The organism is Streptomyces sp. NBC_00878, assembly GCF_026341515.1.
Lineage (GTDB): Bacteria > Actinomycetota > Actinomycetes > Streptomycetales > Streptomycetaceae > Streptomyces.
Genome location: NZ_JAPEOK010000001.1, coordinates 6,779,661 through 6,805,695, shown reverse-complemented (window position 1 = coordinate 6,805,695; position 26,035 = coordinate 6,779,661). Strand labels below are relative to the sequence as shown.

At 69.7% G+C, this 26,035-nt stretch carries 28 protein-coding genes, 1 tRNA gene and 1 riboswitch; of the genes, 13 read left to right on the top strand and 16 right to left on the bottom strand.

The features are described from left to right. Window positions 1-40: 40 nt before the first annotated feature. Both OHA11_RS29555 and OHA11_RS29550 read right to left on the bottom strand, forming a co-directional pair. Window positions 41-676, bottom strand: a complete 636-nt coding sequence (locus tag OHA11_RS29555) for a 1,4-alpha-glucan branching protein (protein ID WP_266501571.1) — start codon at window positions 674-676, stop codon at window positions 41-43. Window positions 677-973: 297 nt separating this feature from the next. Then, window positions 974-1,444 (bottom strand): peptidoglycan-binding protein, encoded by a 471-nt coding sequence (locus tag OHA11_RS29550; RefSeq protein ID WP_266501570.1) that lies wholly within the window; start codon window positions 1,442-1,444, stop codon window positions 974-976. A gap of 326 nt (window positions 1,445-1,770) precedes the next feature. On the opposite strand from OHA11_RS29550, the gene OHA11_RS29545 reads away from it, so the two are divergent. Next, window positions 1,771-2,739 (top strand): helix-turn-helix domain-containing protein, encoded by a 969-nt coding sequence (locus OHA11_RS29545; RefSeq protein WP_266501567.1) that lies wholly within the window; start codon window positions 1,771-1,773, stop codon window positions 2,737-2,739. A 408-nt stretch (window positions 2,740-3,147) separates the two neighbouring features. Here OHA11_RS29545 and OHA11_RS29540 read toward each other — a convergent pair whose 3' ends face one another. Further along, window positions 3,148-3,429: a DUF1876 domain-containing protein gene (locus OHA11_RS29540; RefSeq protein ID WP_266507549.1), complete on the bottom strand. Its 282-nt coding sequence runs from the start codon at window positions 3,427-3,429 to the stop codon at window positions 3,148-3,150. Window positions 3,430-3,763: 334 nt separating this feature from the next. Here OHA11_RS29540 and OHA11_RS29535 point away from each other — a divergent pair, with 334 nt between their 5' ends. From OHA11_RS29535 to OHA11_RS29520, 4 genes are all read left to right on the top strand, one after another. Continuing rightward, window positions 3,764-4,171: a sigma factor gene (locus OHA11_RS29535; RefSeq protein WP_266507547.1), complete on the top strand. Its 408-nt coding sequence runs from the start codon at window positions 3,764-3,766 to the stop codon at window positions 4,169-4,171. Window positions 4,172-4,282: 111 nt separating this feature from the next. Beyond that, on the top strand, window positions 4,283-4,969 hold the full coding sequence (locus OHA11_RS29530; protein ID WP_266501564.1) for a hypothetical protein: 687 nt from the start codon (window positions 4,283-4,285) through the stop codon (window positions 4,967-4,969). Between the two features lie 85 nt (window positions 4,970-5,054). Beyond that, window positions 5,055-5,879 (top strand): rhamnogalacturonan acetylesterase, encoded by an 825-nt coding sequence (locus OHA11_RS29525; RefSeq protein ID WP_266501561.1) that lies wholly within the window; start codon window positions 5,055-5,057, stop codon window positions 5,877-5,879. A gap of 109 nt (window positions 5,880-5,988) precedes the next feature. Beyond that, complete coding sequence (locus tag OHA11_RS29520) at window positions 5,989-6,291, top strand: hypothetical protein (protein WP_266501558.1); 303 nt, start codon at window positions 5,989-5,991, stop codon at window positions 6,289-6,291. Window positions 6,292-6,479: 188 nt separating this feature from the next. Here the strand turns inward: OHA11_RS29520 and OHA11_RS29515 are convergent, their stop codons facing one another. After that, the gene (locus OHA11_RS29515; RefSeq protein WP_266501557.1) at window positions 6,480-7,433 is read right to left on the bottom strand and encodes a GlxA family transcriptional regulator; all 954 of its coding nucleotides are present in this window, start codon (window positions 7,431-7,433) and stop codon (window positions 6,480-6,482) included. Window positions 7,434-7,651: 218 nt separating this feature from the next. On the opposite strand from OHA11_RS29515, the gene OHA11_RS29510 reads away from it, so the two are divergent. Then, window positions 7,652-8,179 carry a protease gene (locus tag OHA11_RS29510; RefSeq protein WP_266501554.1) on the top strand — a complete coding sequence of 176 codons (528 nt, stop codon included), beginning with the start codon at window positions 7,652-7,654 and terminating at the stop codon, window positions 8,177-8,179. Here OHA11_RS29510 and OHA11_RS29505 read toward each other — a convergent pair. Next, entirely contained in the window at window positions 8,142-8,669 is a 528-nt protein-coding gene (locus tag OHA11_RS29505) for a hypothetical protein (RefSeq protein WP_266501551.1), read from the bottom strand. The genes OHA11_RS29510 and OHA11_RS29505 overlap by 38 nt on opposite strands. Before the next feature lie 227 nt (window positions 8,670-8,896). On the opposite strand from OHA11_RS29505, the gene OHA11_RS29500 reads away from it, so the two are divergent. Further along, window positions 8,897-9,979 (top strand): CdaR family transcriptional regulator, encoded by a 1,083-nt coding sequence (locus tag OHA11_RS29500; RefSeq protein ID WP_266501548.1) that lies wholly within the window; start codon window positions 8,897-8,899, stop codon window positions 9,977-9,979. 135 nt (window positions 9,980-10,114) lie between these two features. On the opposite strand, the gene OHA11_RS29495 is transcribed toward OHA11_RS29500, so the two are convergent. Together OHA11_RS29495 and OHA11_RS29490 are read right to left on the bottom strand one after the other, a co-directional pair. Then, complete coding sequence (locus OHA11_RS29495) at window positions 10,115-11,062, bottom strand: alpha/beta hydrolase (RefSeq protein ID WP_266501546.1); 948 nt, start codon at window positions 11,060-11,062, stop codon at window positions 10,115-10,117. A gap of 203 nt (window positions 11,063-11,265) precedes the next feature. Beyond that, entirely contained in the window at window positions 11,266-12,672 is a 1,407-nt protein-coding gene (locus tag OHA11_RS29490; protein WP_266501544.1) for a DUF445 domain-containing protein, read from the bottom strand. 227 nt (window positions 12,673-12,899) lie between these two features. Here OHA11_RS29490 and OHA11_RS29485 point away from each other — a divergent pair, with 227 nt between their 5' ends. Further along, window positions 12,900-14,225, top strand: coding sequence for an SGNH/GDSL hydrolase family protein (locus OHA11_RS29485; protein ID WP_266501543.1), 1,326 nt, complete (start codon window positions 12,900-12,902; stop codon window positions 14,223-14,225). 130 nt (window positions 14,226-14,355) lie between these two features. On the opposite strand, the gene OHA11_RS29480 is transcribed toward OHA11_RS29485, so the two are convergent. From OHA11_RS29480 to OHA11_RS29460, 5 genes are all read right to left on the bottom strand, one after another. Beyond that, window positions 14,356-15,081 carry a DUF1707 domain-containing protein gene (locus OHA11_RS29480; protein ID WP_266501541.1) on the bottom strand — a complete coding sequence of 242 codons (726 nt, stop codon included), beginning with the start codon at window positions 15,079-15,081 and terminating at the stop codon, window positions 14,356-14,358. Between the two features lie 10 nt (window positions 15,082-15,091). Beyond that, window positions 15,092-16,093, bottom strand: a complete 1,002-nt coding sequence (locus OHA11_RS29475; RefSeq protein ID WP_266501539.1) for an ATP-binding cassette domain-containing protein — start codon at window positions 16,091-16,093, stop codon at window positions 15,092-15,094. A gap of 6 nt (window positions 16,094-16,099) precedes the next feature. Next, on the bottom strand, window positions 16,100-16,966 hold the full coding sequence (locus OHA11_RS29470) for an ABC transporter permease (protein WP_266501537.1): 867 nt from the start codon (window positions 16,964-16,966) through the stop codon (window positions 16,100-16,102). Next, window positions 16,959-17,768, bottom strand: a complete 810-nt coding sequence (locus OHA11_RS29465) for an ABC-2 family transporter protein (RefSeq protein WP_266501535.1) — start codon at window positions 17,766-17,768, stop codon at window positions 16,959-16,961. The genes OHA11_RS29470 and OHA11_RS29465 overlap by 8 nt, the downstream gene beginning before the upstream one ends. Window positions 17,769-17,843: 75 nt before the next feature. Continuing rightward, window positions 17,844-18,962, bottom strand: coding sequence for an IS630 family transposase (locus OHA11_RS29460; RefSeq protein ID WP_266493617.1), 1,119 nt, complete (start codon window positions 18,960-18,962; stop codon window positions 17,844-17,846). Between the two features lie 277 nt (window positions 18,963-19,239). Between OHA11_RS29460 and OHA11_RS29455 the strand changes: the two genes are divergently transcribed. Further along, on the top strand, window positions 19,240-21,636 hold the full coding sequence (locus tag OHA11_RS29455; protein ID WP_266501532.1) for a transglycosylase domain-containing protein: 2,397 nt from the start codon (window positions 19,240-19,242) through the stop codon (window positions 21,634-21,636). Between the two features lie 32 nt (window positions 21,637-21,668). Here the strand turns inward: OHA11_RS29455 and sugE are convergent, their stop codons facing one another. The 3 genes from sugE to OHA11_RS29440 all read right to left on the bottom strand — a co-directional run bounded on the left by sugE (window position 21,669) and on the right by OHA11_RS29440 (window position 22,998). Beyond that, window positions 21,669-21,989 (bottom strand): quaternary ammonium compound efflux SMR transporter SugE, encoded by a 321-nt coding sequence (gene sugE, locus OHA11_RS29450; protein WP_266501530.1) that lies wholly within the window; start codon window positions 21,987-21,989, stop codon window positions 21,669-21,671. Between the two features lie 42 nt (window positions 21,990-22,031). Continuing rightward, window positions 22,032-22,102: riboswitch (guanidine-III (ykkC-III) riboswitch) on the bottom strand. Between the two features lie 71 nt (window positions 22,103-22,173). Beyond that, on the bottom strand, window positions 22,174-22,476 hold the full coding sequence (locus tag OHA11_RS29445) for a co-chaperone GroES (protein WP_055611843.1): 303 nt from the start codon (window positions 22,474-22,476) through the stop codon (window positions 22,174-22,176). A 183-nt stretch (window positions 22,477-22,659) separates the two neighbouring features. After that, the gene (locus OHA11_RS29440; RefSeq protein ID WP_266501529.1) at window positions 22,660-22,998 is read right to left on the bottom strand and encodes a DUF3618 domain-containing protein; all 339 of its coding nucleotides are present in this window, start codon (window positions 22,996-22,998) and stop codon (window positions 22,660-22,662) included. 156 nt (window positions 22,999-23,154) lie between these two features. Here OHA11_RS29440 and bcp point away from each other — a divergent pair, with 156 nt between their 5' ends. The 4 genes from bcp to OHA11_RS29420 all read left to right on the top strand — a co-directional run bounded on the left by bcp (window position 23,155) and on the right by OHA11_RS29420 (window position 25,222). Next, window positions 23,155-23,622: a thioredoxin-dependent thiol peroxidase gene (gene bcp, locus OHA11_RS29435; RefSeq protein WP_266501527.1), complete on the top strand. Its 468-nt coding sequence runs from the start codon at window positions 23,155-23,157 to the stop codon at window positions 23,620-23,622. A gap of 161 nt (window positions 23,623-23,783) precedes the next feature. Continuing rightward, window positions 23,784-24,437, top strand: coding sequence for an HNH endonuclease (locus OHA11_RS29430; RefSeq protein ID WP_266501526.1), 654 nt, complete (start codon window positions 23,784-23,786; stop codon window positions 24,435-24,437). After that, window positions 24,434-25,090, top strand: coding sequence for an HNH endonuclease (locus OHA11_RS29425; protein ID WP_266501524.1), 657 nt, complete (start codon window positions 24,434-24,436; stop codon window positions 25,088-25,090). The genes OHA11_RS29430 and OHA11_RS29425 overlap by 4 nt, the downstream gene beginning before the upstream one ends. Window positions 25,091-25,139: 49 nt before the next feature. Next, window positions 25,140-25,222 (top strand) — tRNA-Leu (locus OHA11_RS29420). A 63-nt stretch (window positions 25,223-25,285) separates the two neighbouring features. On the opposite strand, the gene rdgB is transcribed toward OHA11_RS29420, so the two are convergent. Beyond that, entirely contained in the window at window positions 25,286-25,888 is a 603-nt protein-coding gene (gene rdgB, locus OHA11_RS29415) for an RdgB/HAM1 family non-canonical purine NTP pyrophosphatase (RefSeq protein ID WP_266501522.1), read from the bottom strand. Between the last annotated feature and the right edge of the window lie 147 nt (window positions 25,889-26,035).

Sequence of the window (26,035 nt, the reverse complement as noted above, 5' to 3'; positions counted from 1 at the left end):
GCGCTCCCCACCTACCGCGGCCCCACCTACCAGCGGCCTTCTACCGCGGCGCGACCGTGGCGAGTACGCCCCGGGTAGCCGTTCCGTCTGGCCAAGTCCACCCGGCGACCAGGCGTGTGGATGGCCTCTGCGTGGGCTCCTCCGGTCGCAGGACGCGGTTGAGTTGAACGTTGAGTTGAACGTTGAGCTGAACATTGACTTGGTCGTTGAGTTGGTCGTCGGGGCCCTGGCCGTCGTCCGGGGCAGTTTCGTGCACCGTGACCGTCGGGTCTGGGGTGTCGCTCTTGCTCTGGGCTTGCGGTGTCGCCTTGCCTCGCAGGAGGGCGTCCAACTGTGCCGTCACCACCGGGTCGTGGACGCCGTCGTAGATCCAGCGGGTGCCGAGCACCCCGTGTTCGGAGGTGCCGATCAGTGCCTCGCCGGGGGCGCCCTCCAGCGCCTCGGCGCGGTAGCCCATCGGTACCAGGTACGCCACCGGCTCCTGCGCGGCCGCGTCCACCACCACCATGAACTCGATCCCGACCTCGCCCTCCGGATCGTCCAGCCGGAATCCGCCGGACTTGACCAGTTCCGGCGTTTCCGCGTCGCCGCCCACGTACCAGCTCTGCTTCGGCAGCCAGTCGGCGAGCAACTCCAGCTTGGTGGGTGTCATGGTCGTGCGGTGGATGGATGCCATACGAACTCCCTCGCGCGTCGGTCCGGGTCCGTCCCCCCAACGGGACGTGATCGAACCCGAACGAACCTATCGGAAGGCGCCCTGCGACCTCTGAAACAGTGGTTCTGCCGTCTGGACCGCGCCGACCCGGTGTACGTATACCGGGTGTACATATACCGGGTGTACGTACGCCAACGGCCGCCCCGCCCGTCCACCGCTGGTGAGGCGGTCAACCAACGTGACAACTGCCCCGCTTGACAGGCAGCCATCGACGCTGACTTCCGGCGCGGAGGTCAGCGTCGACAGACGTTGTGGTGACTAGAACGACCGAGTGTCGCAGCTCATGCGATCGTCCCCGGTCATGGGGTCCTGCCAATATGCCGGCCACTTCAGGGCATTACGGGTCGCCGGCCCGTAGACGCCGTCGGCGCTCACGCCGAGCATTGATTGGAGCCACCGAACGGCATCCACCGTGCCGGTGCCGTAGAACCCGTCTGCTCCTCCGGTGGCACGGATCCGGTTGGCGGCATAGGTGTCGCTGTAGCAGCGAAGGATGGCCAGCTGCAGCACCTTCACGGCGTTTTCGCTGCCCGTGTGATATTGCATGTAACAGCTCGTACCGTTATCGGTGCGCGCGGGAACTGTGTAGGTTGCCAAGATCCCAGATGCGCGCTTCACCGTCGTGTTGCACGGACCGTAGGCGGCGTGGGCCGGCGTGGTCATCATCGGGCTGGCCGTCAGGCCGGCGGCGAAGAGGAGAGCCAAAGCCCCCAACACTCCGATCCGCATGCGGAGTGTCGTGGATACACGTTGCACGATGCAACCCTTCTGGTCGGTGATGTCGTCTCAGTGACGGCCTCGCCCATGGACCATAGGGTCACCGTGACCATCGGACTTTGTCATCCGTGCAGGGAACCTTGTCCGTAGTGCACAGCCTCAAGTTGACGCCACATCAGGCGAGGGCCCTGCGTTTGCCGTCGAAGCCATTGCAAAGCGAGATCGAATCCAGCCAAACTGGCGGCGGGAACCGTCCGTGTCGAGGGGGAACTTGTGGGGGAACGGGCCGAGGTACTGCAAGGCGGGCTCTATGACCGACGCAGACGAAGGTCTGCCTCATGAGCCCGGTCCTGGACACCGCGTTCATACCGCCGCGGGACCGGGAGGAAGTGATCCGGAACGCGGTGTGGCAATCCATGGTGGCGGTCGATATCGACCACCGCCCTCCGGCTGAGGACATCTCCGTTCGCATAGGGCTCGGCGCCGTGGGGCCCATCAAGATCTGTTCGGCGCGGGCGACCGCGGTCACTCTCCGTCGGACGGAGCGGTTCGCCCGGGAGGACGAGGAGCCGGCCGTCACTCTCGGTGTTCAGATGACGGGCAGCAGCGTAGTGGTGCAGAACGGCCGCGAGTGCCTGCTGAGGCCGGGAGACTGCGCCGTCTACGAATCGATCGCTCCCTACACACTTCTCTTCGACGACGGAGTCGACCACCGCTTCATCCGGTTCCCTCGCGCGGCACTCTCGCTCCCCGACCGGTTGCTACGAGACATCACCGCGGTCCCCCTGGGATCCGACAACCCCATTGCGCGCCTCGCCTTCACCTATTTCTCCCAACTGGCGGTCAGCGACGAATTGCACCAGAGCGCGCACGCCGACGCCGTCGTGGAACCCAGCATCGAACTGCTCCGTGCCGCCTTGGCGTCCCAGCACGGTAACTCCAGCCTGGCCAAGGGCCCGTTGGAGGCGACACTCAGCCTGCGGATCACTCACTACATCCGGGAGCACCTGGCTGATCCCGATCTGTCGGCGGCACGGATAGCCGCCGCACACGCCATCTCCGTGCGTCATCTCTACGCTGTGCTGTCCCGGTCGGGCATCACCCTCGGAGACTGGATCCGTACACGCCGCCTGGCCGAATGCAGGCGAGAGCTGGCCGGCCCGAACGGCCGACTGCGGACGATCGCAGCGATAGGCCGAAGGTGGGGCTTCGTGGAGGCGACCCACTTCAGCAAGGTGTTCAAACAGGCATACGGAATCTCGCCTCGCGCCTGGCGCGACCAGAACCATCCCCGCTCCTCCGTGTGAGGGTCTCTGTCTCCTCCGTGTGAGGGTCTCTGTCTCCTCCGCGTGAGGGTCTCTGTCTCCTCCGCGTGAGGGTCTCTGTCGCGGGCCGGCTGCAACCGGGCCGTCTGGCTCCGGGAAGCCCTGGTCACGGTCGGCGCTCGCGACATGCGCCACCGCGGCGCTCACCGCTATGTGTTCCGGCTCGGCCACACCCGCTGCGAGCGAGAGCAGACCAAGCTGTGCCTGAACGTGGGCTGGGCTCACGGCTCGAATACGCGCTGGTGATCCTCAACCAGCACGAGATCGCCCGCAGACCGACGATCTACACCGCGGACAACCCCCGACAGCCAGCACGAGTACGGCATCACCCACCCACGCCACCCTCGCGACCTGCACGTTCAGGGTGAACACAACTCATTGCCCCGCCGCTCAGGTCAGCGGGCGTGATGTCCGGCCCGAGGCCTCGTCTATTTCGTCGTGGGCCTTGGTCAGCAGTTGCATCGCCAGTTCGTTGAGAGCCCTGGCGCCGGCCACCTCCTCGCCGACCCTCGGCTGGTTCGAGTCGACGGGGTGGCGGCTCGCGTAGCCGTGGGCCCGTACCTCGTTTCCGTCGGGGAGACGTACGAGGGCGGCCGCGCGGGTGCGGTTGTCGTCCTCCTCGAATTCCAGCTCTATGTGCCATCCGACAGCGGTCTTCATCGTCTTCGTCATCATCACGATCACCTCCGGAACCGCTGTTCCAAGCTGCCTCTGACGGCTGTCTCCAGCTGTTCCCCACTGATTCCAGAGTGCGCCTGCCCGGCTGCGAACGCACTACGTGCCTCGCGACAGCGCCTCGCGACAGCGCCTCGCAGGCGAAGCCGTCCCGCCTGTGACCCAGGTCTCACCCTCGCCGTGCAGCAGAAAACGCGGCTTCCGCGTCGAGGGGGTGACAGGAAGGGAGGAGCGTGTGGATCTGGTAACCGAGGGGAAGCTGAGTGCCGGTCGCGGTGAGGCCGGGGGCGGGGCCGGGGTAAGGGGCAGGGCCGGGGGCGAGTGGGTGGAGATGGACTTCCATGGGTTCGTCGCCGCGCGGTCGGGCCCGTTGTTCCGTGGCGCCCTCGTTCTGACCGGGAACCGTGAGACGGCGGAGGACCTGGTCCAGGAAACCCTGGAGCGGATCTGCCGCAAGTGGCGCACCATCGCGGCCAAGGACGCCCCGGACGCCTACGTCCGGCGGATCATGGTGAAGATCGCGAAGACCCAGACCAGGCTGGGCACGGTCAGCGAGATCGACTGCGGCAAGTACGGCGAGCCTGGCACGGTCATCCAGGTGGACCCCCACACCCCCAAGACCGTGTCCAGAGGCGGCACCGCCAATGTGACGCTCTGCGCCGGCCAATCCGACACGCCCTGTCCCGGCCGATCCGGGACGCTGTGCGTCCGCCGATCCGACACGCTCTGCGCCGGATGATCTGAGACGCGCCACCCCCGCCCCTCCCGGTACCGGTGCCCGGAGGAGCGGAGCGCGGCGCGCTCGGGGATGATCGGTCCCATGGGGTATGGGAGAGGACGCGGGGCGGACATGGACGACGCCCGGGCGTGGGACGAGCGGCTGGCGTGGGCACACGGACTGATCGCGAGCGATCCGGCCGAACGGGCCGCCGCTCTCGATCACTTGGCCTCCGCCCGGAAAGCGACCGCGGAGGCTCAGGATCGGTTCAACCAGACGCTGCTGACGCTGCAGGGGCGCGGGGTGAAGTACCCGTACGAGGATCCGGTTCTGCGGTTGGCCCACGAGGAGTACCTGCGGTTCCGGAGCCGCTCGTTGCCCGACGGGGTGTGGGACAGACTGGACTACGAGGACCTCGTCTCGTGGCCCGGGCTGCCCTACGCGCTGCTCTTCCTGGAGTGGGAGGCCCGGTATCCGGAGGAGTGGACCAGCCATGCCAAGGCGTGGGGGACGAAGGAAGGGCTCATCCGGGATCTGGCCACGGACACCGTCGGACAGGATCCGATGGCCCGGGCCAAACTGATCGACCTGGTGGAGATCGTCGTACGGCGTGCCTACCGCTGTAAGGATCGCGCGTACGTGCGTATCGCCCGGGTCGTCGACGGGGACCCGCTGCGGGTACGGCTGGAGGGGGCCCGGCGTTCGGAGAATCCCTGGGCTCAGTTGCACGCCGGGTATGTGCTGTGGATGCTGGACCGGCCCGAGATGCCCAACAGCCGCCACGTCTGGCGCACTTGGCTGACGGACGCACGCCAGTGAGACCCCGTGGGGCCCCGGCAACCTTTCCCTGTGCGGCTGCCACCTTCCTCTGACAGTTCCCCAACTCCTGTGCAGGGAAGGTCAGATGAGCCGCAACGCCAGTGTGAGCAGAAGCCGTAGACGGTTCCTCATCGGTACCGCGGGTGCGGTCGGCGCCGGAGCCCTCGGCGCCCTGGGTCTGCCCGGTACCGCTGCCGCTGCAGCCGCCGTGGCCGCGACCGGCACCGTCTACATCGCCAGCGACTCCACCGCCCAGACGTACAACTCCCGCTTCTACCCCCAGGCGGGCTGGGGGCAGAAGCTGTCCGCGTATCTGACCTCGAACATCACCGTCGCCAACCACGCGATCGGCGGGCGGAGTTCGCGGTCCTTCATCGAGCAGGGGCGGCTTGCCGCGATCCATCAGGTGATCAGGTCCGGCGACTACCTCTTCGTGCAGTTCGGGCACAACGACGCGACCGTGAGCAATCCCGAGCGGTACACGTCACCCGCCGACTACAAGGAGTACCTGCGCAACGACTACATCCGCGCGACCCGGGCCCGGGGTGCCACGCCCGTCGTCGTGACACCGGTGTCGCGGCGCTCCTACAACACGGCGACCGGGAAGTTCAACGTCTCCTTCCCGGCGTACGTGGATGCCGCGCGGGCGGTCGCGCGGGAGGAGGGTGCCCCGCTGGTCGACCTCTCGGCGGCCAGCCGGACCTACCTCGACGGGATCGGGATCGAGGCGTCCAAGGGGATCTTCCTGTGGCTGGCCGCGGGGCAGTACCCGAACTTCCCCAACGGCGCCCAGGACAACACCCACTTCCAGGAGCGCGGCGCGGTCGAGATGGCCCGGCTGGTCTCCCGTGCCGTGGCGGGGCTGGGCCTGCCGATCTCGGACGAGGTGGTGCCGGGCGCCCCCGTGTAGAGCGGGCACGGGTAGGGCGGGCACCCGGTACGGCAGGCCCCCGATAGGCACGGGTTAGCCTCGGTCGACCGTACGGAAGCCCGTACGGAAGCAGCATCAGGAGGCAGTGATGGCGAAGGTACCGGCCGCGGCGGTGGCCGCCAGTGGGCTCATCGGTGGGTACGGGGTCGCCCGCTGGACCAAGAAGCGCCCGCTGGGCGGGGTCGTACTCGCTGTCGCCGGGGCCGCGGCGGCGCAGCGGTGGCGGCAGCAGGCCGGTGGGCGGGCGGCCGGTGCGCTGACGGTCGCGTACGTCGCCGGGTTCGCCGGATCGCATCCGCTCGCCAAGAAGGTGGGGGCGTGGCCCGCGGTGTTCGGGGTGGCCGGGGCCGTGGCGCTGGCGTCCTGGGCGGTGGCCGACCGGCGGGGCTGAGTCGGCTCCTTCGGAGGCCGCTCCGGCCCCTCCCCGGGGTCTCCCCGACGCTGTTGGCGATCCCGTCAGATCCCCGGCAAGTGGGTTGTGAGTCCCAGCGACACGCCGTGAACCCGGCGTGTCGCTGGGACTCACACGACAATTGCCTCGCCCTACGGGGGCGCCAACAAGCAGGGAGGGGCCGGGGCCTAGCTCACCGGCGCTCCCCGGAACGCCCTCCGGTAGGCCTGCGGGCTCGTTCCCACCACCCGCTTGAAGCGGTCGCGGAAGGCCGTCGGTGAGCCGAACCCCGCCTGGACCGCGATCCGTTCGACCGGATGGGTCGTGGTCTCCAGGAGGTGCTGGGCGCGGCGCACCCGCGCCAGGTGCAGCCACTGCAAGGGCGTGGTCCCGGTCTGTTCGCGGAACCGGCGGTTGAGCGTACGGGCGCTCGTGCCCGCCCGGGCTGCGATGTCGTCCAGGGTCAGGTCGCGGTCGGAGTGCTCCTCCAGCCAGCTCAGCAGGGGTTCCATCGTCGTACCGGCGGGGGCCGGCGGCTGGGCGTGGACGATGAACTGGGCCTGCCCGCCCTCCCGTTCGAGCGGCATCACGGACATCCGGGCCGCGTGTGCGGCGACGGCCGAGCCGTAGTCCAGGCGGATCATGTGCAGGCACATGTCCATCGCCGCGGCGGCGCCGGCCGAGGTGAGGAACTGGCCGTTGTCGACGTAGAGGACGTTCGGGTCGACCGTCACCTTCGGGTACATGGCGGCCAGGTCCGCGGCCGCGATCCAGTGCGTCGTCGCCCGCTGCCCGTCCAGCAGACCGGTGGCGGCGAAGATGAACGCGCCGACGCAGACCGACGCGATGCGCGTCCCGTTCGCCGCCGCCGCGCACAGGGCCTCGGCCACTCCCGGCGGCAGCGGGACGGTCGGGTCGGTGGTGCCCGGCACGACGATCGTGTCGGCCTCGGCCAGCGCCTCCAGACCGTACGGCGCCCGTACGGTGAACGGGCCCGCGCTCACTTCCTCGGTCACCGAGCAGACCTTGATCCGGTAGGGCGCGCGGCCGTCCGGCAGCCGGGCCCAGTTGAAGGTGTCGATCGGCGCGGAGAGGTCGAACGGGATGACCTGGTCGAGTGCCAGTACGGCCACGGTGTGCATGGCGAAAGAGTAGGGGTAGCGCGGATTCTGGCCAACCGCGCGTCAGCCTGCTGCCGGCCCGCCGCTCGTGGCCGACGGCCGGGGAACCGCCCATCGGAACCAGCTGACAACCGCCCCTGACACCGCTGGCACCGCTGGCACCGGGCTGGCGAAAATCCGTTGGACCTTGGCAATACCGCCACTTCCTCAAGATCCGGTCCGCCGTCTACCGTCCCCTCGTGACCAAGTTCCTCCTCGTTCTCCACGTCCTCGCCGCGATCGTTGCCGTCGGGCCCGTCGCCGTGGCGGCCAGCATGTTCCCGCCCAGCGCGCGCCGCGCCCTTGCCGATCCGGGCGACCAGCGCGCGGCGGAGACGCTACGGCTGCTGCACCGGATCTGCCGGGTGTACGCGGGCCTCGGCATCGCCGTCCCCGTCCTCGGTTTCGCCACGGCCATGAGCATGGGCGTACTCGACGACGCCTGGCTGATCGCCTCGATGGCGCTGACCGGGATCGCGGCGGCGGTCCTGCTGGCCCTGGTGCTGCCGCGTCAGGAGGAGCTCCTCGAAGCGGTGGAGGCGGCGGACGGGACCGCGGCGGCCGGTGCCGACGCGACCACCGGGGCGACCACCGGGGCAGCCACCGGCGTCGCCACGGACTCCCGCGTGACCGTCCGGCTCGCCATGTTCACCGGCATCTTCAACCTGCTCTGGGCCACCGTCACGATCCTCATGATCGTCCGCCCGGGTTCCACGACGGGCGCGTGACGGCCGAGGAACCACCGCCCGCTCCCGACGAGGAGTGAGCGAACACCAACCCCTCCATGGAGTCCCCCGTGTCCTGCCTGAACTGCCGGGCCACGGACGCCGCGACGAGCACCCCCGCCGCCATGATGAGCGTGGAGAACGCCCAGGTCAGCGGCCACATGGACGCGTCCGGCGGCTCGGGGTCCGTGCGGAACGAGAGGTACATGAGGGTCGCCGGGGGCCCCGCCACCAGGAGCAGGGGCCAGGCGAGGGCGTCGCGGTGACCGAAGTACACGGCCAGGAGGAGCAGGAACACGGCCAGGACCGCGACACCGAGGACGGTCACCGGGGTCGTCTCGGTCGTCGAACCGGGTGACTCGGGGCGGTTGCGCAGGTCCCAGGGGAGACAGAGGAGGTACGCCGCCGAGGACAGGGCGGCACCCAGCAGGCGGGTCAGCCAGCGTTCCGTCCAGGGGCGCTTCGACAGGAGGCCCAGCAGCTTCTCGGTCATGGGAACGAGAGTTCCCCAGTCGTACGCGGGGCCGACAGAGTACGCGTACTCAGATCGCTGGGCCATTCCTCCCAGCCGCACGACGAGAGCGCACGACGGGAGCGCACGACCGACCCGTTCTACCCACCCGTACCACCGGCCCGTACCACCGGCCCGTACCACCGGCCCGTACCACCCACCCGTACCACCGACCCGTACGCCCCACCCACGGCCTAGACTCCCAGGTCATGAAGGGACTGCTGCTACGGCTGTCGGCCCTCGACGCGGACGCTGCCGCGGCGCTGCGGGTCATCGCGCACTTCGAGGCGCTGCTCGGGGCCGGGCGGCTCGACGCCGAGTCGCTCGTGCGGTCCACGGCCGGGCTGGCCGAGTGTCCCGCGGGGCTTGAGGTGGGCGGGCGTGTGGTGCGGTTCGGGCCGGCCGGGACCGTACCGGCGGGGCCTGTCGGCACGGTCTCCAGGAGTGCCGAGTTCGCGCCGGGCGGCCGGGTGTGGCTGGAGCGGCCGGGGGCGCCGGGGCCCTTCGACGAGTTGGTGCTGGAGTGGATGGCCATCGCCGCGGGCGTCGTACACGGCAGCCGTGAGCAGGACAGCGCGCCTCATCAGGTGGCGGACCCGGCGCTCGTCGAGCGGGTGCTGTCGGAGCGCGAGGCCGTCGAGGACCGGGCGCGGGCGCTGCGCCTGCTGGGCCTGGTGCCCGAACAGCCGCTGCGGGTCGTCGCCGTCGCCGGGACCTCCTCGGTGGCCGTGCTCGGGCGACGCGAACTGCGTCCCGGTGTGCGGGTCGCCGCGGTCGGCCCGCTCGCCGTGGCGCTGGTGCCGGGTGCCGCGTCGGCCGCCGACGACTTGCGGGCGTTCCTCCGTGAGCAGGGCGCCGAGGGCGTACGGATCGGGATCGGCGGCAGCGCGCCCGCCCTGGACGCCGGGGTCTCCTGGGCGCAGGCCCGGCTCGCCCTGCGGTTCGCGGTCGACGCGGCCGGGCTGCCCGACGAGGCCGTCGTCGACCACGACACCCTCGGGCCGGTGGCACTGCTCGCCGACATTCCCGTCGACCGGCTGCGGGCCCAGCCCGACGTGCGCGCCCTGGCCGAACTCGCCGAGGGCAAGGGCGGCCCGGCGGCCCTCGCCGCCCTGACCGCCCTCCTGCGCACCGGCTCCCTCCGCCACGCCGCGACCGACCTCCACCTCCACCACAGCTCGGTCGCCGCCCGCCTCGCAGGAGTGGAATCCGCACTGGGCTACCGCCTGAGCGACCCACAGGCCCGCTTCAGGGCCCAACTGGCGCTGTACGCGCTGCGGTTGGCGGACTAGGACGCTCTCAGGGGCGCCGCGAGAGAGCAACGGCGACACCGGCGTCTTTTAGGGGCGCGGGGAACTGCGCGACCAGCCACAACGCACCCGCACCCGACAAACGACAGGCACTCCCCCGCCCCACCCAGCGGAGCGCTACAGCGCCTTCCGAAGCACAGCAACCGCCTCCGCCGCCTCCCTCTGGGAGACCTCCGCATGCGGGACCAACGCCGAGCCGTGGAAGGTGCCCGGGAACAGGTGCAGCTCCACGCTCACCCCGGCCGCGAGCAGCGCACGGGCGTAGTCGATGCCCTCGTCCCTCAGCGGATCGAACTCCATGACGGAGACGTACGCCGGCGGCAGCCCCGCAAGCTGCTCAGCGGTGGCCCGGGCGGGAGCCGCGTACACCGGGACACCGGCGCTGCCGGGCACCCCCGTACCGAGGTAGGCGTCCCAGCTGATGACGGCGTTGGGGCGGTTCCACAGGGGCGTGTCGGTGAAGGCCCGCATGCTGGGGGTGTCGAGGCGGTCGTCGAGTTCGGGGACGCCGAGGTACTGGAAGGTGATCGCGGGGCCGCCCCGGTCGCGGGCGAGCAGCGCCAGACCGGCCGCGATGCCGCCACCGGCGCTGATCCCGTAGAGGACGATCCTGGCGGGGTCGATGCCGAGCTCGGCGGCGTTCTTGGTGAGGTGGACGAGTCCGGCGTACGCGTCTTCCAGGCCGGCGGGGTACGGGTTCTCGGGGGCGAGCCGGTACTCGACGGAGAAGACGGCGGCGCCCAGTTCCCGCGCGAACTCCGTGTTGGTGCCGTGGTCGAAGTCCACGCTGCCCAGGATGAAGCCGCCGCCGTGGATGTCGTAGATCACGGGGAGCGGGCCCTCGACGCCCTGCGGGCGGTAGCCGCGCAGGACCACGTCCGGGGCACCCTCCGGCCCGGGTGCCACCACTTCGAAGACGTCCACGCCCGTGGTGTCCACACCTTCAAGGAGCGCGTCGATGCCCGCCACCGCCTCGGCCCGGGCCCCTTCGATGTCCGAGCAGTCGGCCTCGGGCAGCATGGGCAGGGCCGCGGCGAGCTCCGGGTCCAGCGGATAGGTCGTCATCTCGTCCTCCGATTCGACGCGCGTTTCCGTCGTCGCGGCTCCGCGTCGTTACGTCGCTGCGTCGTACCGGAAACGGTGTCATGGGGCATCCTCGCAGGTCACCCGACGGACGTCGGGGAATCCGGGAGGGCGGCCCGACAGTCGCGCGGGGTGCCGGGGGCCGACGGGCGGTGGCGGGTGACGGCACGTGACGGTGGCCGGGTCTACGCCCCCAACGCCCGCGAGACCGTATAGATCAACAGCCCCGCCAGCGAGCCCACCACCGTGCCGTTGATCCGGATGAACTGCAGGTCACGGCCGATGTGTGCCTCGATCTTCTTCGAGGTGTGCTCGGCGTCCCAGCCCGCGACCGTGTCCGTGATGAGCGAGGTGATCTCGTCGCGGTACGTCGTCACGACGTACACCGCCGCCCCCTCCACCCAGCCGTCGACCTTCGCCTGGAGCTTCGGGTCGGTGGCCATCCGCGCGCCGAGCGACAGCAGCGAGGCCCGTACGCGCAGCCGCAGTTCACTGCGCTCGTCCTCCGCCGCGGACACGATCATCTGCCGTACGGAGGCCCAGGCGGACGCGATCAGGTCCTGGACCTCGCCGCGGCCCAGGACCTCCCGCTTGAGGTGCTCCACGCGCGCGCGGGTGTCGGTGTCGGACTGGAGGTCGCCCGCGAAGTCGGTGAGGAAGCGGTCGAGGGCGCCGCGGGCCGGGTGGGCGGGCATGTCGCGCATCTCGGTGATGAAGCGCAGCAGTTCCTTGTAGACGCGCTCGCCGACCCTCTTGTCGACGAACCGCGGGGTCCAGCCGGGGGCGCCGCCCTGTACGGCGTCCATCACCTGGTCGTTGTGGAGGACGAGCCAGTCGTGGGCGCGTACGCAGACCAGGTCGACGACCCGCCGGTGGCCGCCGTCCGCGACGACCTTCTCCAGCATCTTCCCTATGCCGGGAGCGATCTCCTGGGCGTCGGCCCGCCGGTTGATGGCCTCGCCGACGACGGCCTGCACGTCCGAGTCGCGCAGCACGGCCAGGGCTCCGCGCAGGGCGGTGGCCAGCTCCGCGGTCACCCGGTCGGCATGCTCCGGAAGGGCCAGCCAGGCACCGAGGCGGCTGCCGATGCCGACGGAGCGCAGCCGCTGCCGTACGACGTCCCGCGAGAGGAAGTTCTCGCCGACGAACTCGCCCAGGGAGACGCCGAGCTGGTCCTTCTTGGTGGGGATGATCGCGGTGTGCGGGATGGGGATGCCCAGGGGGTGGCGGAACAGCGCGGTGACGGCGAACCAGTCGGCGAGCGCGCCGACCATGCCGGCCTCGGCGGCCGCGGCGACGTAGCCCGTCCAGGCGCCCGCGCCGGAGTTCCCGGCCCACTTGGCGAGTACGTAGACGAGGGCGACGAACAGCAGCATGCCGGTCGCCGTGAGCTTCATTCGGCGCACCCCGCGGAACTTCTCCTCGTCGGCGGGGCTGAACGAGTTCATCGCGCGCCCGGGCACCGTTCGTCCAGGCATCGTCCGTCCGGGCGCCGTTTGCCCGGGCATCGTGCGGTTCGCCACACCGCCGGGCCGGGCATGCTGCCCCTCGGGCCCCGCTCCATCCGTTTGATCCGCTTTCGCGCTGTCCATCCACTCCACCCGTTCCCTGTCCCCCGCACCCATTGTCCCAACCTGACCGACTCCTGGAACGGAACAGGAGTTCCCGGCGTCTTCCGGGAGGGGTCAGACGGTCAGAAGACCGGATACGGGCGGCGGGGGCAATGGGGGTCCCGTCCGCCTGCCCCCGCGCCATGCCTCATCATGAGGTCATCACATCGGAGCCCCGGGCTCCCACGGCTCAAGGAGATACGCACCGCATGACCAAGCGTCACGGTTATGCCTTGCTGGCCGCGATCCTCGCGGTGATCGTGGCCATCTCAGTCGCCATATACGTAGGTGTCGCCGCCGACGACGCCGAGGAGAGGCCGCTCACCGGCGGCCGTTCGCCGCACAGCTCTGCGGCCCCCGCGTCCGCCGGCACCTGGGTGGGCGCCTGGTCGGCGTCCCCGGTCGGGGCGGAGCCCGGCACCGAGGTGAACGGCATGGCGGGCCATTCGGTACGCAACGTGGTGCATGTCGCCGTCGGCGGCACCGCGGCCCGGATCACCCTGTCCAACCTGTACGGGCAGCAGCCGCTCACCATCACGCACGCCTCGATCGCCGTCGCGGCCACCGCGAACAACGCCGCCGCTGCCGCAGGCACCATGCGCCGCCTCACCTTCCGCGGCAGCCCGACGGTGGTCGTACCGGCCGGGCAGCAGGTGGTCAGCGACGCCGTGCGCCTGCTGATCCCGCACGACACGGACATGCTGGTGACGACGTACTCGCCGACCCCGTCCGGGCCGATCACCATCCACCCGCAGGCACGGCAGATCTCGTACTCGGCGGCGGGCGACCGCACGGAGGACGCGAGCGGCGCCGCGTACACCGGGCAGACACCGCTCTGGCGCTACGTGACCGCGCTGGACGTGCTGAGCCACGAGTCGGACGGCACGGTCGTCGTCATCGGAGACTCGCTCACCGACGGCTCGACCTCGTCCGTGGGCGAGAACCGGCGCTGGACGGACGTCCTCGCCGACCGGCTGCGCGAGCCGCGTGACACCTCCGACGGCCCCCGCTACAGCGTGGTCAACCAGGGCATCAGCGGAAACCGCGTCCTGGCCAGCGGCCTCGGCCGGCCCGCCGAGAACCCGAGCGGCCTGATCCGCTTCCACCGTGACGTGCTCGGCCGTACGAACGTCAGGGTGGTCGTGGTCGCCCTCGGAATCAACGACATCCTCCGCACGCCCCAGCAGACCGACGCGAACAAGATCACCGCCGGGCTGCGCGCACTCACGCGCCAGGCCCACGCCCGGGGCCTGCGCGTCGTCGGGGCCACCCTCATGCCCCTGCAGGGCCACCGCGGCTACCGCCCGTACCTGGAGGACACCCGCCAGGCCGTCAACGCCCAGATCCGCTCCGGCAAGGTCTACGACGCCTACGTCGACTTCGACAAGGCACTCCGCGACCCCTACAACCCCCGCCGCCTCCGCTCCGACTACGACTCGGGCGACCACCTCCACCCCAGCGACAAGGGCTACGAACGCATGGCGGAAATCCTGGACTTGGAGGACCTGAAGGGCGCGGCTCCGGCCCAGCTGTAGCGCCCTTAGGGGCGCGGGGCTGTGTCGATATGCGGCTCCGCCGCGTGGGCGCGACAAGCCACATACGGCCCGCACGCTACGACGCACCCGCGGGAGCGCTCGGGCTCGGGCACGGGCTCAGGCCCAGAAGTCAGTCCCGGCCCCGCCGAAGCTCCCGCCGCTCCTGCCGCTCCCGCCGCCGCTCCTCCTTCAGGCGGAGCCGCTCCGCCCTGGTCACCTTGCGCTCGATGTCCACCCCGCCCAGGAGGGCGAACCCGGTGACGACGACGCGCGGCGCGCCAGGATCCCCCGGCTCGTACTCCTGCGTGTGGTCGAAGCCGCCCATGATGCCGATGCCACGGGCGATGACCTCGACACCGGGCGGCACGATCACGCTCAACCCGCCCAGGATCGCGACGCAGTTGACGACGACCTCGCCGGCGGCGAAGTTCGCGTCGCGCAGGTCGATCTCACCGCCGCCCAGGAGCGTGAAGGCGTTGAACCGCCTCGGCACGGTCCAGCGCCCCTTGCGCTCGAACCCGCTCATGATCGAGACACCCCACTGGGAGGAGCCCTCACCGCCGACGATCCGGCTCGCCCAGCTCCCCACCTCGGCGGCGGGCCGCTTGACCATCGACACCGTGGGCACGGAGGGCGGAGTCACACCGGGCGCGGGCAGATCCCGGGTGATGGGCGCCAACTCCTTGTACGTACGCGCCTTGTACGTCGCCTCCAGCCGCTCCTCGAACTCCGTCATGTCGAGGCGGCCCTCCGCGAGGGCGTCCCTCAGCACTTCGGCGACCTGTTCACGGTCGGCGTCGGAGGCGCGCAGCTCGGGAAGCCCGTCGGGACGTTCGTCGGGCAGTTCGTCCGTCATGGACAGAAGCCTACGAGGTCGTCTTCTCCGCGTACATGCGGCTGATGACCGCCTCGATGTCCGGTTCCCGTACCGACAGGTCCACCAGCGGATACTCGGCGGCGATCCGCGCCACCAGCGGCGCCGCCGACTCCGCCGCCGGGAAGGCCAGCCACTGCCGCGGCCCCTCGACCTTCACCACCCGCGCCAACTCCACCTCGATGGGCGGAAGTTCGCGCTCCAGATCCACCACGAGCGTCCGCTCGCTCTCTCCGATCTCGTGCAGCCCGGTCAGCGGCCCGTCGTACATCAGCCGCCCGTGGTCGATGACCATCACCCGCTGGCACAGCTGCTCGATGTCGGTCAGGTCGTGCGTGGTGAGCAGCACGGTCGTGCCGCGCTCGGCGTTGAGGTCCCGCAGGAACTCCCGCACCTTCGCCTTGCTGATCACGTCGAGCCCGATCGTCGGCTCGTCCAGGTACAGCACCTCCGGATCGTGCAGCAGCGCCGCCGCGATGTCCCCGCGCATCCGCTGCCCGAGCGAGAGCTGCCGCACGGGCACGTCCAACAGGGCGCCCAGTTCGAGGAGTTCGACACACCGGTCGAGGTTCGCGGCGTACCGCGCGTCCGGGATCCGGTACATGCGGTGCATCAGCCGGTACGAGTCGATCAGCGGGAGGTCCCACCACAGGGTCGTCCGCTGCCCGAACACCACCCCGATGCGGTGCGCGAGCCGGGTCCGCTCGCGCGAGGGGTCGATGCCCGCCACCCGGAGCCGTCCGCCGCTCGGCGTGAGGATGCCGGTGAGCATCTTGATGGTGGTGGACTTGCCCGCGCCGTTCGGCCCGATGTAGCCGACCATCTCGCCGCGCGGCACGGTGAAGGAGATCGAGTCGACCGCCCGCACCTGCCGCCGCTCACTGCGCAGAAAGCCAGTCTTCTTGCGTACGTCGAAGACCTTCTCGACGCGGTCGAGGCGAATGAAGTCATCTGCGTGATCGTCGGCGTGGCCGACATCCGTCTGCGTGTCCATGTGCGGCTAACTCCCCGTGCTCCGGTACGAACGAAGACCCGCGCGCCAGGCGAACCCCGAGAGCGCGCAGCAGACGGCCGCCACCAGCGGCGGCAGGAACGCGACCCACTCGGGCAGGTCGAGCGGGTACGGCAGATCCAGCACGTACAGCGCGGGCACCCAGTTGACGAAGGCCAGCGGCAGCACGAACGTCACCCCGCGCACCAGGTCCTTCGCGAAGACCGTCGGCGGATACTGCAGCAGCGTGGTGCCGCCGAACGTGAAGGAGTTCTGCACCTGGGACGCGTCCTGCGCCACGAACTGGAAGGCCGCGCCCGCCACGAACACCGCCGCGAAGATGGCGGCCCCGCTGACCACCATCACCGGCATCAGCAGCGCCTTCAGCGGCGTCCAGGAGATGTCGAGTACGACGAACGCGTACCCGAGGACCAGCAGCCCCTGCGTGATCCGGCCCAGGCGGCGCAGCGCGAACCGGTCCGCGGCGACCTGCGCGAGCACCGGTGCCGGCCGTACGAGCAGCGTGTCGAGCGTGCCGTCGCGCACTCGCTGCCCCAGCCGGTCCGTCGAGCCGAGCATCAGCTCTGCGAGACCGAACGCGGTACTGGACAGCCCGTACAGGAACGCCACCTCGCCCAGCGTGTAGCCGCCGAGCTCGTCGACCCGCGAGAACATCAGCAGGATCGTGGCGAAGTCGAGCGCGGTCCCCGCGAAGTTCCCGAAGACGGTCATCGCGAAGGACGCGCGGTACGCCATCGTCGAGCGGATCCACATCCAGGCGATCAGCCGGTAGACACGCAGCCCGTCCACCAGCCGCGAGCCGCCGACCGGCTCGAAGCCGCGGTACGCGTCGCGCCGCTCCTCGACATCAGCCACCCTGGACCACCACCCTGCGCGTCGCCGCCGACTGCACCAGACGGCCCACCGCCAGCAGCCCCACAGCCCAGGCGGCCTGGAAGACGTACGTACGCAGCAGCCCCAAGCCCGTGCGCTCGCCGAGCAGAATGTCCGCCGGGGCCTGGATGAGCGCCGACCAGGGCAGCGCGCGGGCCAGCTCGCCGAGGGCGCCCGGGAAGACGTTCAGCGGCAGCGTCATCCCGGAGAAGAAGATCCCCGCGAGAACGGCCAGCTGCTGCACACCCGTCCCGTCCATGAACCAGAACGCCAGCAGCGCCACGATGTAGCGGATCGCGAAACTCACGAGGACGCCGAGGACGACGGCGACGAGGAACGCCAGCCAGGTCCCGACGTCGGCCGGGAGCGCGAGATGGAACACGAGCCCCCCGAACGCCATCGGCACCACACCGCGCCCCACCAACTGGAACCCGGCCCGCCCCGCCTCGGCCGCCAACCACCACATCTGAAGATCAACGGGCCGGTAAAGGTCAATCGCGATGTCACCCGTACGGATTCTCTCGACCATCTCCTCCTCGAAACCGCCGCCCAGCACCGCGACGGCCGCGAGCAGCCCCTGCCCCAGCCACACGTACGTCACCGCCTGGGACTGGTCGTACCCGCCGAGACCAGGCCTTTCGTCCCACAGCGCGATGTACGTGTACGCCAGGATCAGCCCGAAGACGGTGTTGGTGAACACACCCGCGGCGGTGGCCACCCGATAGGTCGCGTACCGCCGGAACCCGCTCACCGCGACGGCCGCGTACAACCGCCATGTCCCCACGTCGCGCCCCTTCCACCGATCCGGGCCAAAGCGCAAGAGCCTAGTGCGTTGGCCACGAACGTTCGCCGGGTTTGATCAGGCGGCTTTGGGTCGTGGTCGGCCCCAGCGTTGCTGGCGTTCGCTGCGGACCTTGGCGCGTTCGCGGCGCTGGGCGGCCAGGACGTCGGGGTGACGGGCGTTGGCGTTGCGCCAGCGCAGGTAGTCCTGAAGCTTCCAGGACAGGACGGTGTGGTTGGGGTGGTTGGAGTTGCCCATGACGAAGTTGCGCAGGGGCCCGAACTGAGCCTCGATCGGGTTGGCCCACGACGCGCTCGTCGGCGTCAGGCACAACTCGACCTTGTTCTTCCTGGCCCAGGTCCGGATGGCCGGGGTCTTGTTCGCCGACAAATTGTCCATGATCACGTAGACGGGGGCGCCGTCGGGGCGGGCGGCCCGGATCGACTTCAGCGCCGAGAGGCTGTGGTCACCGCCTTTGCGGCGGCGGGTCACGCCCCACAACTGGTCATCGCCGAGGGAATAGCAGCCGTGGAAGTACCGGATACCGTGAGTGCGGTGATAGGTGGCCGGCAGCCGGTCCGGTTTCTTCTCCCCGGCCCAGCCGGAGCCGTGGCAGGGCCGGATCGACAGCGGACCGAACTGGTCGAACGCGAAGCACCGGTCCAGGAAACGGCTGGTCACGTGCTCGATGCGGTCGAGTTTGGCGTCCTTGTCGGGATCCCTGGACTCCTTCCAGGTGCGGGTCCGCTGAAACGAGATCCCGTGCTCGCGCAGGATCTGCCGCAGTCGTTCCCGGCCGACCTTCACCGTCCGGACCCGGTTGCGGGCCAGGTACTCGGTGAGCTTGCGAAGGCTCCAGTGCGTGAACGGGCGTCCCAGCGTGACTGGGCGGGTCCTGGCCGTCGCGATGATGAACTCGCGTTCGTCATCGCTGATCAGGCGGGGACGGCCTCCCGCCCACCGAGGGTCCAGCGCGGCCAGGCCCTTCTCGTTGAACGCATGGATCACGTCCCGGACGGTGTCCTCGTGCGCGGCGGCCAGCCGTGCGATCGCCGCCACGGGAGTGCCCGACGCCGACGCCATGATGATCAGTGCCCGACGGACCCGTACGGACTCATGGCGGCCCCGCCGGACGATCTGCTGCAGTCTCTGGCCCTCTTGATCAGTCAACCGCCGTGCTCTGACCGGCTCTGCCATGCATGACCTCACTCCCCACGACAACCACGTCGCTATCGAGAGTGAGACTGACAGACCCAGGCACCCCGGACATCGACCGGCGTATCACCAGACCCGGCGAACGTTCGTGGCCAACGCACTAGCCGCGACTCCGATCCACGTGCCAGGCATTTTCGCCGCCGGATGCGTGCCACGTGCCGGGAACGTTTCGCGGAGTGCGAGAGTCTTCAAAGGAGGGGCGCAACAGGCGTACGAGGACGTACGAGACGTACGACGCGAAACGGGAGTCCGGCACAACATGAACGACCAGCCGCAGCCGCAGCAACCGAGCGAGGGCTGGGTACCGAGAGAACCAGGGGCCGTCTCCGCGGCGAGGCCGGACACTCCCGGCAAGAAGCCCAAGCGGCCCCGGCGCACCGGATGGCGGCGCCTGATCCCGACCTGGCGGCTGGTGCTCGGCACCCTCATCACGGTGACCCTGCTGCTCATCGGCGCGTTCGCACTCGGCTATTACCTGGTGAAGATCCCGGCGGCGAACTCGGCGGCGGTGAAGCAGAGCAACGTGTACTTGTACGCGGACGGCAGCCAGCTCGCCCGGGACGGCGAGGTCAACCGGGAGAACGTGACCCTGACGCTGATCTCCAAGGACGCCCAGCACGCGGTACTGGCCGCCGAGGACCGCGACTTCTACACCGAGTCGGCGGTCGACCCCAAGGCGATGGTCCGCGCCGGCTGGAACACCGCGACCGGCAAGGGCAAGCAGTCCGGCTCCACGATCACCCAGCAGTACGTGAAGAACTACTACCTGGCCCAGGAGCAGACGGTCACCCGGAAGGCGAAGGAGTTCTTCATCGCGATCAAGCTGGACCGCGAGAAGAGCAAGGACGACATCCTGGAGGGCTACCTCAACACCAGCTACTTCGGCCGCAACGCGTACGGCATCCAGGCCGCCGCCCAGGCCTACTACGGCGTCGACGCCAAGGACCTGACGGTCGGCCAGGGCGCGTACCTGGCCGCGCTGCTGAACGCGCCGAGCGAGTTCGACGTGGTCGCCCACCCCGAGAACAAGCCCGCGGCACTGGCCCGTTGGAACTACGTCCTCGACGGCATGGTCAAGAAGAAGTGGATCAGCGCGGAGGAGCGCTCGGGCGTCAAGCTCCCCGAGCCCCGGCAGACGGTGATCGCGGCCGGCATGTCCGGGCAGCGCGGCTACATCGTGAAGGCCGTCAACGACTACCTGATCGACAACAAGATCGTCGACGAGGACCAGCTGAACGCCGGCGGCTACCGCATCACGACGACGCTGCAGAAGCCCAAGCAGGCCGCGTTCGTGAAGGCCGTCGACGACCAGGTGATGGAGCAGCTCGACAAGAAGGGCCGCAAGGTCGACAACTACGTCCGCGCGGGCGGCGCCTCCATCGACCCGAAGACCGGCAAGGTCCTCGCGATGTACGGCGGCATCGACTACACGAAGCAGTACTACAACAACGCCACCCGCCGGGACTACCAGGTCGGCTCCACCTTCAAGCCCTTCGTGTTCACCGCCGCCGTACAGAACGACTCGACCACGCAGGACGGCCGCACGATCACCCCGAACACCGTCTACGACGGCACCAACGAGCGCCCCGTACAAGGCTGGAACGGCGACACGTACGCCCCGGAGAACGAGGACCAGGCCTCGTACGGCCCGATCAGCGTCCGCACCGCCACGGACAATTCCGTCAACTCCGTGTACGCGCAGATGGCCGTGGACGTCGCCCCGGAGAAGGTCGAGAAGACGGCCGTCGGCCTCGGTATCCCGTCCGACACCCCCGACCTGAACGCGTCCCCGTCGATCGCGCTCGGCACGGCCACGGCCAGCGTCCTCGACATGGCGGAGGCGTACGCGACACTCGCCAACCATGGCAAGCGCGGCACGTACACGATGATCGGGAAGATCACCAAGGACGGCGCGGACGTGGTGGACCTGCCCGGGCGCAAGACCTGGCAGGCGGTGAGCCGCGAGGCCGCCGACACCACGACCTCGATCCTGCAGAGCGTCGTCGAGGGCGGCACCGGCACGGCCGCCCAGGCCGCCGGGCGGCCCGCGGCGGGCAAGACCGGCACGGCGGAGGAGGACCAGGCGGCCTGGTTCGCGGGCTACACCCCGAACCTCGCCACGGTCGTCGCCATCATGGGCCAGGACCCCGACACGGGCGCCCACAAGTCGCTGTACGGGGCGCTCGGGCAGCCCCGGATCAACGGCGGCGGCTATCCGGCGCAGATCTGGGCCCAGTTCACGAAGGACGCGCTGAACGGCGCCGAGGTCGAGGACTTCGACCTGAACCTCCAGGACGGCGCGGAGGAACAGCAACTGCCCCCGTCCGACCCCGGCACGGACCAGCCGGGCACGGACGCCGGTGAGGACAACGGCGGCGCGACCACCGGCGGCGAGGAGACCCCGGCGACCGAGGGCCAGACGGACGGCGGCACGACCACGGGCGACACCACGGGCGACGGCGGGACGACCACCGACGGTGGCACCACCGGCGACGGCGGCACGACCACCGACGGCGGGACGACGGGCGACACCACCGAGGGCACCACGGGCGGCACCACCGGCGACGACACCGGCGCGACGACCGACGGCGCCACGACGGACGGCGGAGGCGAGGAGGACGCGACCACGGGCACGACACTGGGCAGCTTCCCGTAGCGACGGCTGGTGGCGGCGGCTGGTGGCGGCGGCTAGTGACCGGAAGTCGCCTTCAGCCCCACCACGGCCACCAGCAACAAACAGACGAAGAAAACCCGGGCGGCGGTCGCCGGTTCACCGAGCACCGCCATGCCGAACACCGCCGCCCCGGCCGCGCCGATGCCGACCCAGACGCCGTAGGCGGTACCGATGGGCAGCGACTTCGCCGCGTACGACAGCAGGAACATGCTGGCGACGATGCCCGCGCCGGTCAGGACGCTCGGCACGAGCCGCGTAAAACCCTCGGTGTACTTCATGCCGATCGACCAGCCGACTTCCAGCAGACCGGCGACGACAAGCAGGACCCAGGCCATGAGGCACCTCCGTGAACGGATCAACAGGCGTTGATCAACAGGGGTGCGTCGTCTTTGCGAGTCCCGGTACGGCGCGTCTCGTCGGGGTCCTTCCAAAGGTAGCAAAGGCAAGCAAAGGGGGCTGGTGACGATGGTCACCAGCCCCTTCCTCCGCTCCTCCGCACCTCCGCCATCGGCCTCTGGTTCAGAGGTACAGGCCGGTCGAGTCCTCGGAGCCCTCGAACCGGTCCGCCGCCACGGCGTGCAGATCCCGCTCGCGCATCAGCACGTACGCGGTGCCGCGCACCTCGACCTCGGCAAGGTCCTCCGGGTCGTACAGGACACGGTCGCCCGGCTCCACGGTCCGTACGTTCTGCCCGACCGCGACGACCTCGGCCCAGGCGAGCCGTCGGCCTACGGCCGCGGTCGCGGGGATCAGGATCCCGCCGCCGGAACGGCGTTCGCCCTCGGCGGTGTCCTGCCGCACGAGCACACGGTCGTGCAGCATCCGGATGGGCAGCTTGTCGTGATGGTTCTTCTCGCTCACGTCTCGAACCTACCTGCCTTCAAACGGCTCGTACGTACGTGGGGTGCGGGCGGCTGCGCCGGAGAGGTGTGGGCAGCTGCACCCGCGCGGTGCGGACGGACTATGGGTGGGGTACGGGCGGAGTACGAACGGGCTCCGGGCGTGTCAGCCCCTGCGGCGCCTGGTGCCCAGGGTGAGCAGCCCGACGACGCCGACCACGACGAGGGCGACGGGCACGATGCGGTCCAGACGCGGCGCCCCCTCCTCCGTGACGAACTGCCCCTTCACATCGCCGACGACGCGGTTGACGCCGACGTAGGCACGGCCGAGCGAGTGGTCGACGCTGGACACCACCTTGGCCTTGGCGTCCCCGACGATGGTCTTCGGATGCACCCGCACACCGATCTCGTCGAGCGTCTCGGCGAGGGTTTCGCGACGGCGCTTGATGTCCGCCTCGATCTGCGCCGGAGTCCTGGTGTCCGGCGTGCTCGACGTGTCCGACACGCGCTGCCTCCGTGGTCGTGGTCGTTTCTTCCCGTGGCCTGTTCTCTTCGGCCTTTTCTCTGGTCGACAGTCTGTCAGCTCCGCCCGCCGCGCACCGCCCGGCACCCCCATTACGCTCGGGTGCGTATCCACCACCTCGCAAGGAGACCGAACGAGATGAGCGAGCGACTCCAGCCCGGCGACACCGCCCCCGCCTTCACCCTGCCGGACGCCGACGGCAAGGAGGTCTCGCTGGCCGACCGCAAGGGCCGCAAGGTCATCGTCTACTTCTACCCGGCCGCCCTGACCCCCGGCTGCACCAAGCAGGCCTGCGACTTCACGGACAACCTCGAACTCCTCGCCGGCGCGGGCTACGACGTCATCGGCATCTCCCCCGACAAGCCCGAGAAACTCGCCAAGTTCCGCGACAAGGAAAACCTGAGGATCACCCTGCTCGCCGACCCCGACAAGACGGTCACGGAGTCGTACGCGGCCTACGGCGAAAAGAAGAACTACGGCAAGACGTACATGGGCGTCATCCGCTCCACGATCATCGTGGACGAGGAGGGCAAGGTGGAACGGGCCCTCTACAACGTCCGGGCTACGGGCCACGTGGCGAAGATCATCAAGGACCTGGGGATCTGAGCACCGACCTCCCCTTGGGCCGTGTGGCCTTTCACTCCCTCGGAACGGCCCGCCCCGCGACAAGCGGCGCGGGCCGTTCCACATTCTGGACGTGACCATCCGATAAACGGTTCGTTACTCCGTACGAGGTCGCGAACAGGCGGCCGGAACGGAGGGGAATCATGCCGGTCAGCCCGTACACCAGGGAGCGCCTGGAGGGGGCGGCGAGTTCGTCACGGACGTTGTCGGAGGCGTTGGGGAAGTTGGGGGTGGATCCGAAGAGTTCGACGCGGCACTACATCAGAGAGCGGATGAAAAGGCTGGAGGTGGACACGTCGCACTTCGAACGCGAAGGGGTCAAGTGGACGAGGGAGATCCTTGAGCGGGCTGTTGCGGCCTCCACGAACATGTGCGGGGTGCTGCGCCATCTCGGGCTTGAGGTGGTGGGCGGGCAGCACACGCACATCAGCGGCCGGATCAAGGCGTACGGCATCGACACCTCGCACTTCCAGGTGCCATCCCGGCGCGGCGAGGTGCGGCACCCCCGCACGCCCGAAGGATTGCTCGTCGAGCAGCAGCCCGCACACGCGCGACGCATCCATAGCGACCGTCTCAAGTGGGCGATGACGACTCTGGACGTACCGGAGCGGTGCGCCCTCTGCGGTACGGAGGCGATCTGGCGAGGCCGTCCGCTCCCGCTTGAGGTGGATCACATCGACGGCAACTGGCGAGACAACCGCATCGAGAACCTGCGGTTTCTGTGCCCCAACTGCCACTCGACAACGGATAGTTACCGAGGGCGCGGCAAGGGGCGCCCCAAGGGGGGAGCATCATGAGCAACAGCGTGCAGTACACCCGCGAGCGACTGGCCGAAGCCGCCGCTCAGTGTTCCGACATCGACGAGGTCATCGCCTTCTTCGGCACCCGTCCGTACGCCACACTCCGCCGCTACCTCGCCAGACGCTTCGCTCACTTCGGCATCGAAATCTCGCATTTCAGCCCTTGGGGCAAGCGAGCCCGGCCCACTTCCGGCGAGTTGCGTACCGTAGTCGCCAAGTCGACCTCCATTGCAGAGGCGCTCCGCCACCTGGAGCGCCCGGACAACGGCAGGCAACGCGCATTGCTGCGTCAGTGGATCGCCGAAGAGCGCCTCACAACCGCGCACCTCTTGGGGCAGGCACATCAGCGAGGGAAGTCTCGCCCGGCGCTGATCAAGAAGCCGGAGGAGATTCTGGTCAAGCGTGACGACAAGCACCGGACGCGAACTGCGCTACTACGGCGGGCGCTCCGCGAAATCGGCTTACCTGAAGAGTGTACCGAGTGCGGTATCGGCCCCGAGTGGCTCGGTAGACCCATGACGCTGGAGGTGGACCACATCAACGGAGACTGGAGCGACAACCGCCCGGAGAACCTCCGGTTGCTGTGCCCCAACTGCCACGCGACCACAGACACCTGGTGCCGAGGGGGCCAGCGCCAGCGCTCGAGCTAAAGCCGCCGCAGCGCCACCGTCGCTGGCCCGCTACGATGGCTTGCGACTAGCGGCCGTTGCTGAATGGTATAAGCGAGGGTTTTAGGTGCCCTTGGGAGAAATCCCATGTGGGTTCGAGTCCCACCGGCCGCACATCTCTGAGTCGAAGGCCCAGCTCACTTACCCCACGAGCTGGGCCTTCGCCGTGCCCAACCCTCAGCCCAGCAACTCCCGCACCACCGGCACCAGCCCCCGGAACGCCTTCCCCCGGTGGCTGATCGCGTTCTTCTCCTCCGGAGTCAGCTCCGCGCACGTCCGCGTGTCCCCGTCCGGCTGGAGAATCGGGTCGTAGCCGAAGCCGTGGGTGCCGGTGGGCTCGTGGCGCAACGTGCCCCGCAGGCGGCCTTCGACCACGCGCTCCGTGCCGTCCGGCAGGGCAAGGGCGGCGGCGCAGGCGAAGTGGGCCGCCCGGTGTTCGTCGGCGATGTCGCCGAGTTGGTCGAGGAGGAGCGTGAGGTTGGCGCGGTCGTCGCCGTGGGAGCCGGACCAGCGGGCGGAGAAGATGCCGGGGGCGCCGCCGAGGACGTCGACGCACAGGCCCGAGTCGTCGGCGATCGCCGGGAGGCCGGTGGCCTGGGCGAGGGCGTGCGCCTTGAGGAGGGCGTTCTCGGCGAAGGTGACGCCGGTTTCCTTGACGTCGGGGATCTCCGGGTAGGCGTCCGCGCCGACGAGGTCGTGGTGGAGACCTGCGGCGGCGAGGATCGCCCTCAGCTCGGTGATCTTTCCGGGGTTGCGGGTGGCGAGGATCAGGCGGGTCATGGTGGTCACCCTAGCCAGCCCTGGCCGGCGCCAGGCGGGCGTTTCGCTCCTGCGATGCCTGTGATCGCTCACCCGGGCCCGTGACCGCCTGCCGGTGCCCGTGGTTGGCGGCCGGTGCCCGTGATCGCTTGCCCCCGCGGAGGGGCG

Bases quoted from the DNA above. Each gene is read 5' to 3' on its own strand.
- OHA11_RS29555 (WP_266501571.1), bottom strand. From the start codon at position 676: ATGGCATCCATCCACCGCACGACCATGACACCCACCAAGCTGGAGTTG.
- OHA11_RS29550 (WP_266501570.1), bottom strand. From the start codon at position 1,444: ATGCGGATCGGAGTGTTGGGGGCTTTGGCTCTCCTCTTCGCCGCCGGC.
- OHA11_RS29545 (WP_266501567.1), top strand. From the start codon at position 1,771: ATGAGCCCGGTCCTGGACACCGCGTTCATACCGCCGCGGGACCGGGAG.
- OHA11_RS29540 (WP_266507549.1), bottom strand. From the start codon at position 3,429: ATGACGAAGACGATGAAGACCGCTGTCGGATGGCACATAGAGCTGGAA.
- OHA11_RS29535 (WP_266507547.1), top strand. From the start codon at position 3,764: ATGGACTTCCATGGGTTCGTCGCCGCGCGGTCGGGCCCGTTGTTCCGT.
- OHA11_RS29530 (WP_266501564.1), top strand. From the start codon at position 4,283: ATGGACGACGCCCGGGCGTGGGACGAGCGGCTGGCGTGGGCACACGGA.
- OHA11_RS29525 (WP_266501561.1), top strand. From the start codon at position 5,055: ATGAGCCGCAACGCCAGTGTGAGCAGAAGCCGTAGACGGTTCCTCATC.
- OHA11_RS29520 (WP_266501558.1), top strand. From the start codon at position 5,989: ATGGCGAAGGTACCGGCCGCGGCGGTGGCCGCCAGTGGGCTCATCGGT.
- OHA11_RS29515 (WP_266501557.1), bottom strand. From the start codon at position 7,433: ATGCACACCGTGGCCGTACTGGCACTCGACCAGGTCATCCCGTTCGAC.
- OHA11_RS29505 (WP_266501551.1), bottom strand. From the start codon at position 8,669: ATGACCGAGAAGCTGCTGGGCCTCCTGTCGAAGCGCCCCTGGACGGAA.
- OHA11_RS29500 (WP_266501548.1), top strand. From the start codon at position 8,897: ATGAAGGGACTGCTGCTACGGCTGTCGGCCCTCGACGCGGACGCTGCC.
- OHA11_RS29495 (WP_266501546.1), bottom strand. From the start codon at position 11,062: ATGACGACCTATCCGCTGGACCCGGAGCTCGCCGCGGCCCTGCCCATG.
- OHA11_RS29490 (WP_266501544.1), bottom strand. From the start codon at position 12,672: ATGGACAGCGCGAAAGCGGATCAAACGGATGGAGCGGGGCCCGAGGGG.
- OHA11_RS29485 (WP_266501543.1), top strand. From the start codon at position 12,900: ATGACCAAGCGTCACGGTTATGCCTTGCTGGCCGCGATCCTCGCGGTG.
- OHA11_RS29480 (WP_266501541.1), bottom strand. From the start codon at position 15,081: ATGACGGACGAACTGCCCGACGAACGTCCCGACGGGCTTCCCGAGCTG.
- OHA11_RS29475 (WP_266501539.1), bottom strand. From the start codon at position 16,093: ATGGACACGCAGACGGATGTCGGCCACGCCGACGATCACGCAGATGAC.
- OHA11_RS29460 (WP_266493617.1), bottom strand. From the start codon at position 18,962: ATGGCAGAGCCGGTCAGAGCACGGCGGTTGACTGATCAAGAGGGCCAG.
- OHA11_RS29455 (WP_266501532.1), top strand. From the start codon at position 19,240: ATGAACGACCAGCCGCAGCCGCAGCAACCGAGCGAGGGCTGGGTACCG.
- sugE (WP_266501530.1), bottom strand. From the start codon at position 21,989: ATGGCCTGGGTCCTGCTTGTCGTCGCCGGTCTGCTGGAAGTCGGCTGG.
- OHA11_RS29445 (WP_055611843.1), bottom strand. From the start codon at position 22,476: ATGCTGCACGACCGTGTGCTCGTGCGGCAGGACACCGCCGAGGGCGAA.
- bcp (WP_266501527.1), top strand. From the start codon at position 23,155: ATGAGCGAGCGACTCCAGCCCGGCGACACCGCCCCCGCCTTCACCCTG.
- OHA11_RS29430 (WP_266501526.1), top strand. From the start codon at position 23,784: ATGCCGGTCAGCCCGTACACCAGGGAGCGCCTGGAGGGGGCGGCGAGT.
- OHA11_RS29425 (WP_266501524.1), top strand. From the start codon at position 24,434: ATGAGCAACAGCGTGCAGTACACCCGCGAGCGACTGGCCGAAGCCGCC.
- rdgB (WP_266501522.1), bottom strand. From the start codon at position 25,888: ATGACCCGCCTGATCCTCGCCACCCGCAACCCCGGAAAGATCACCGAG.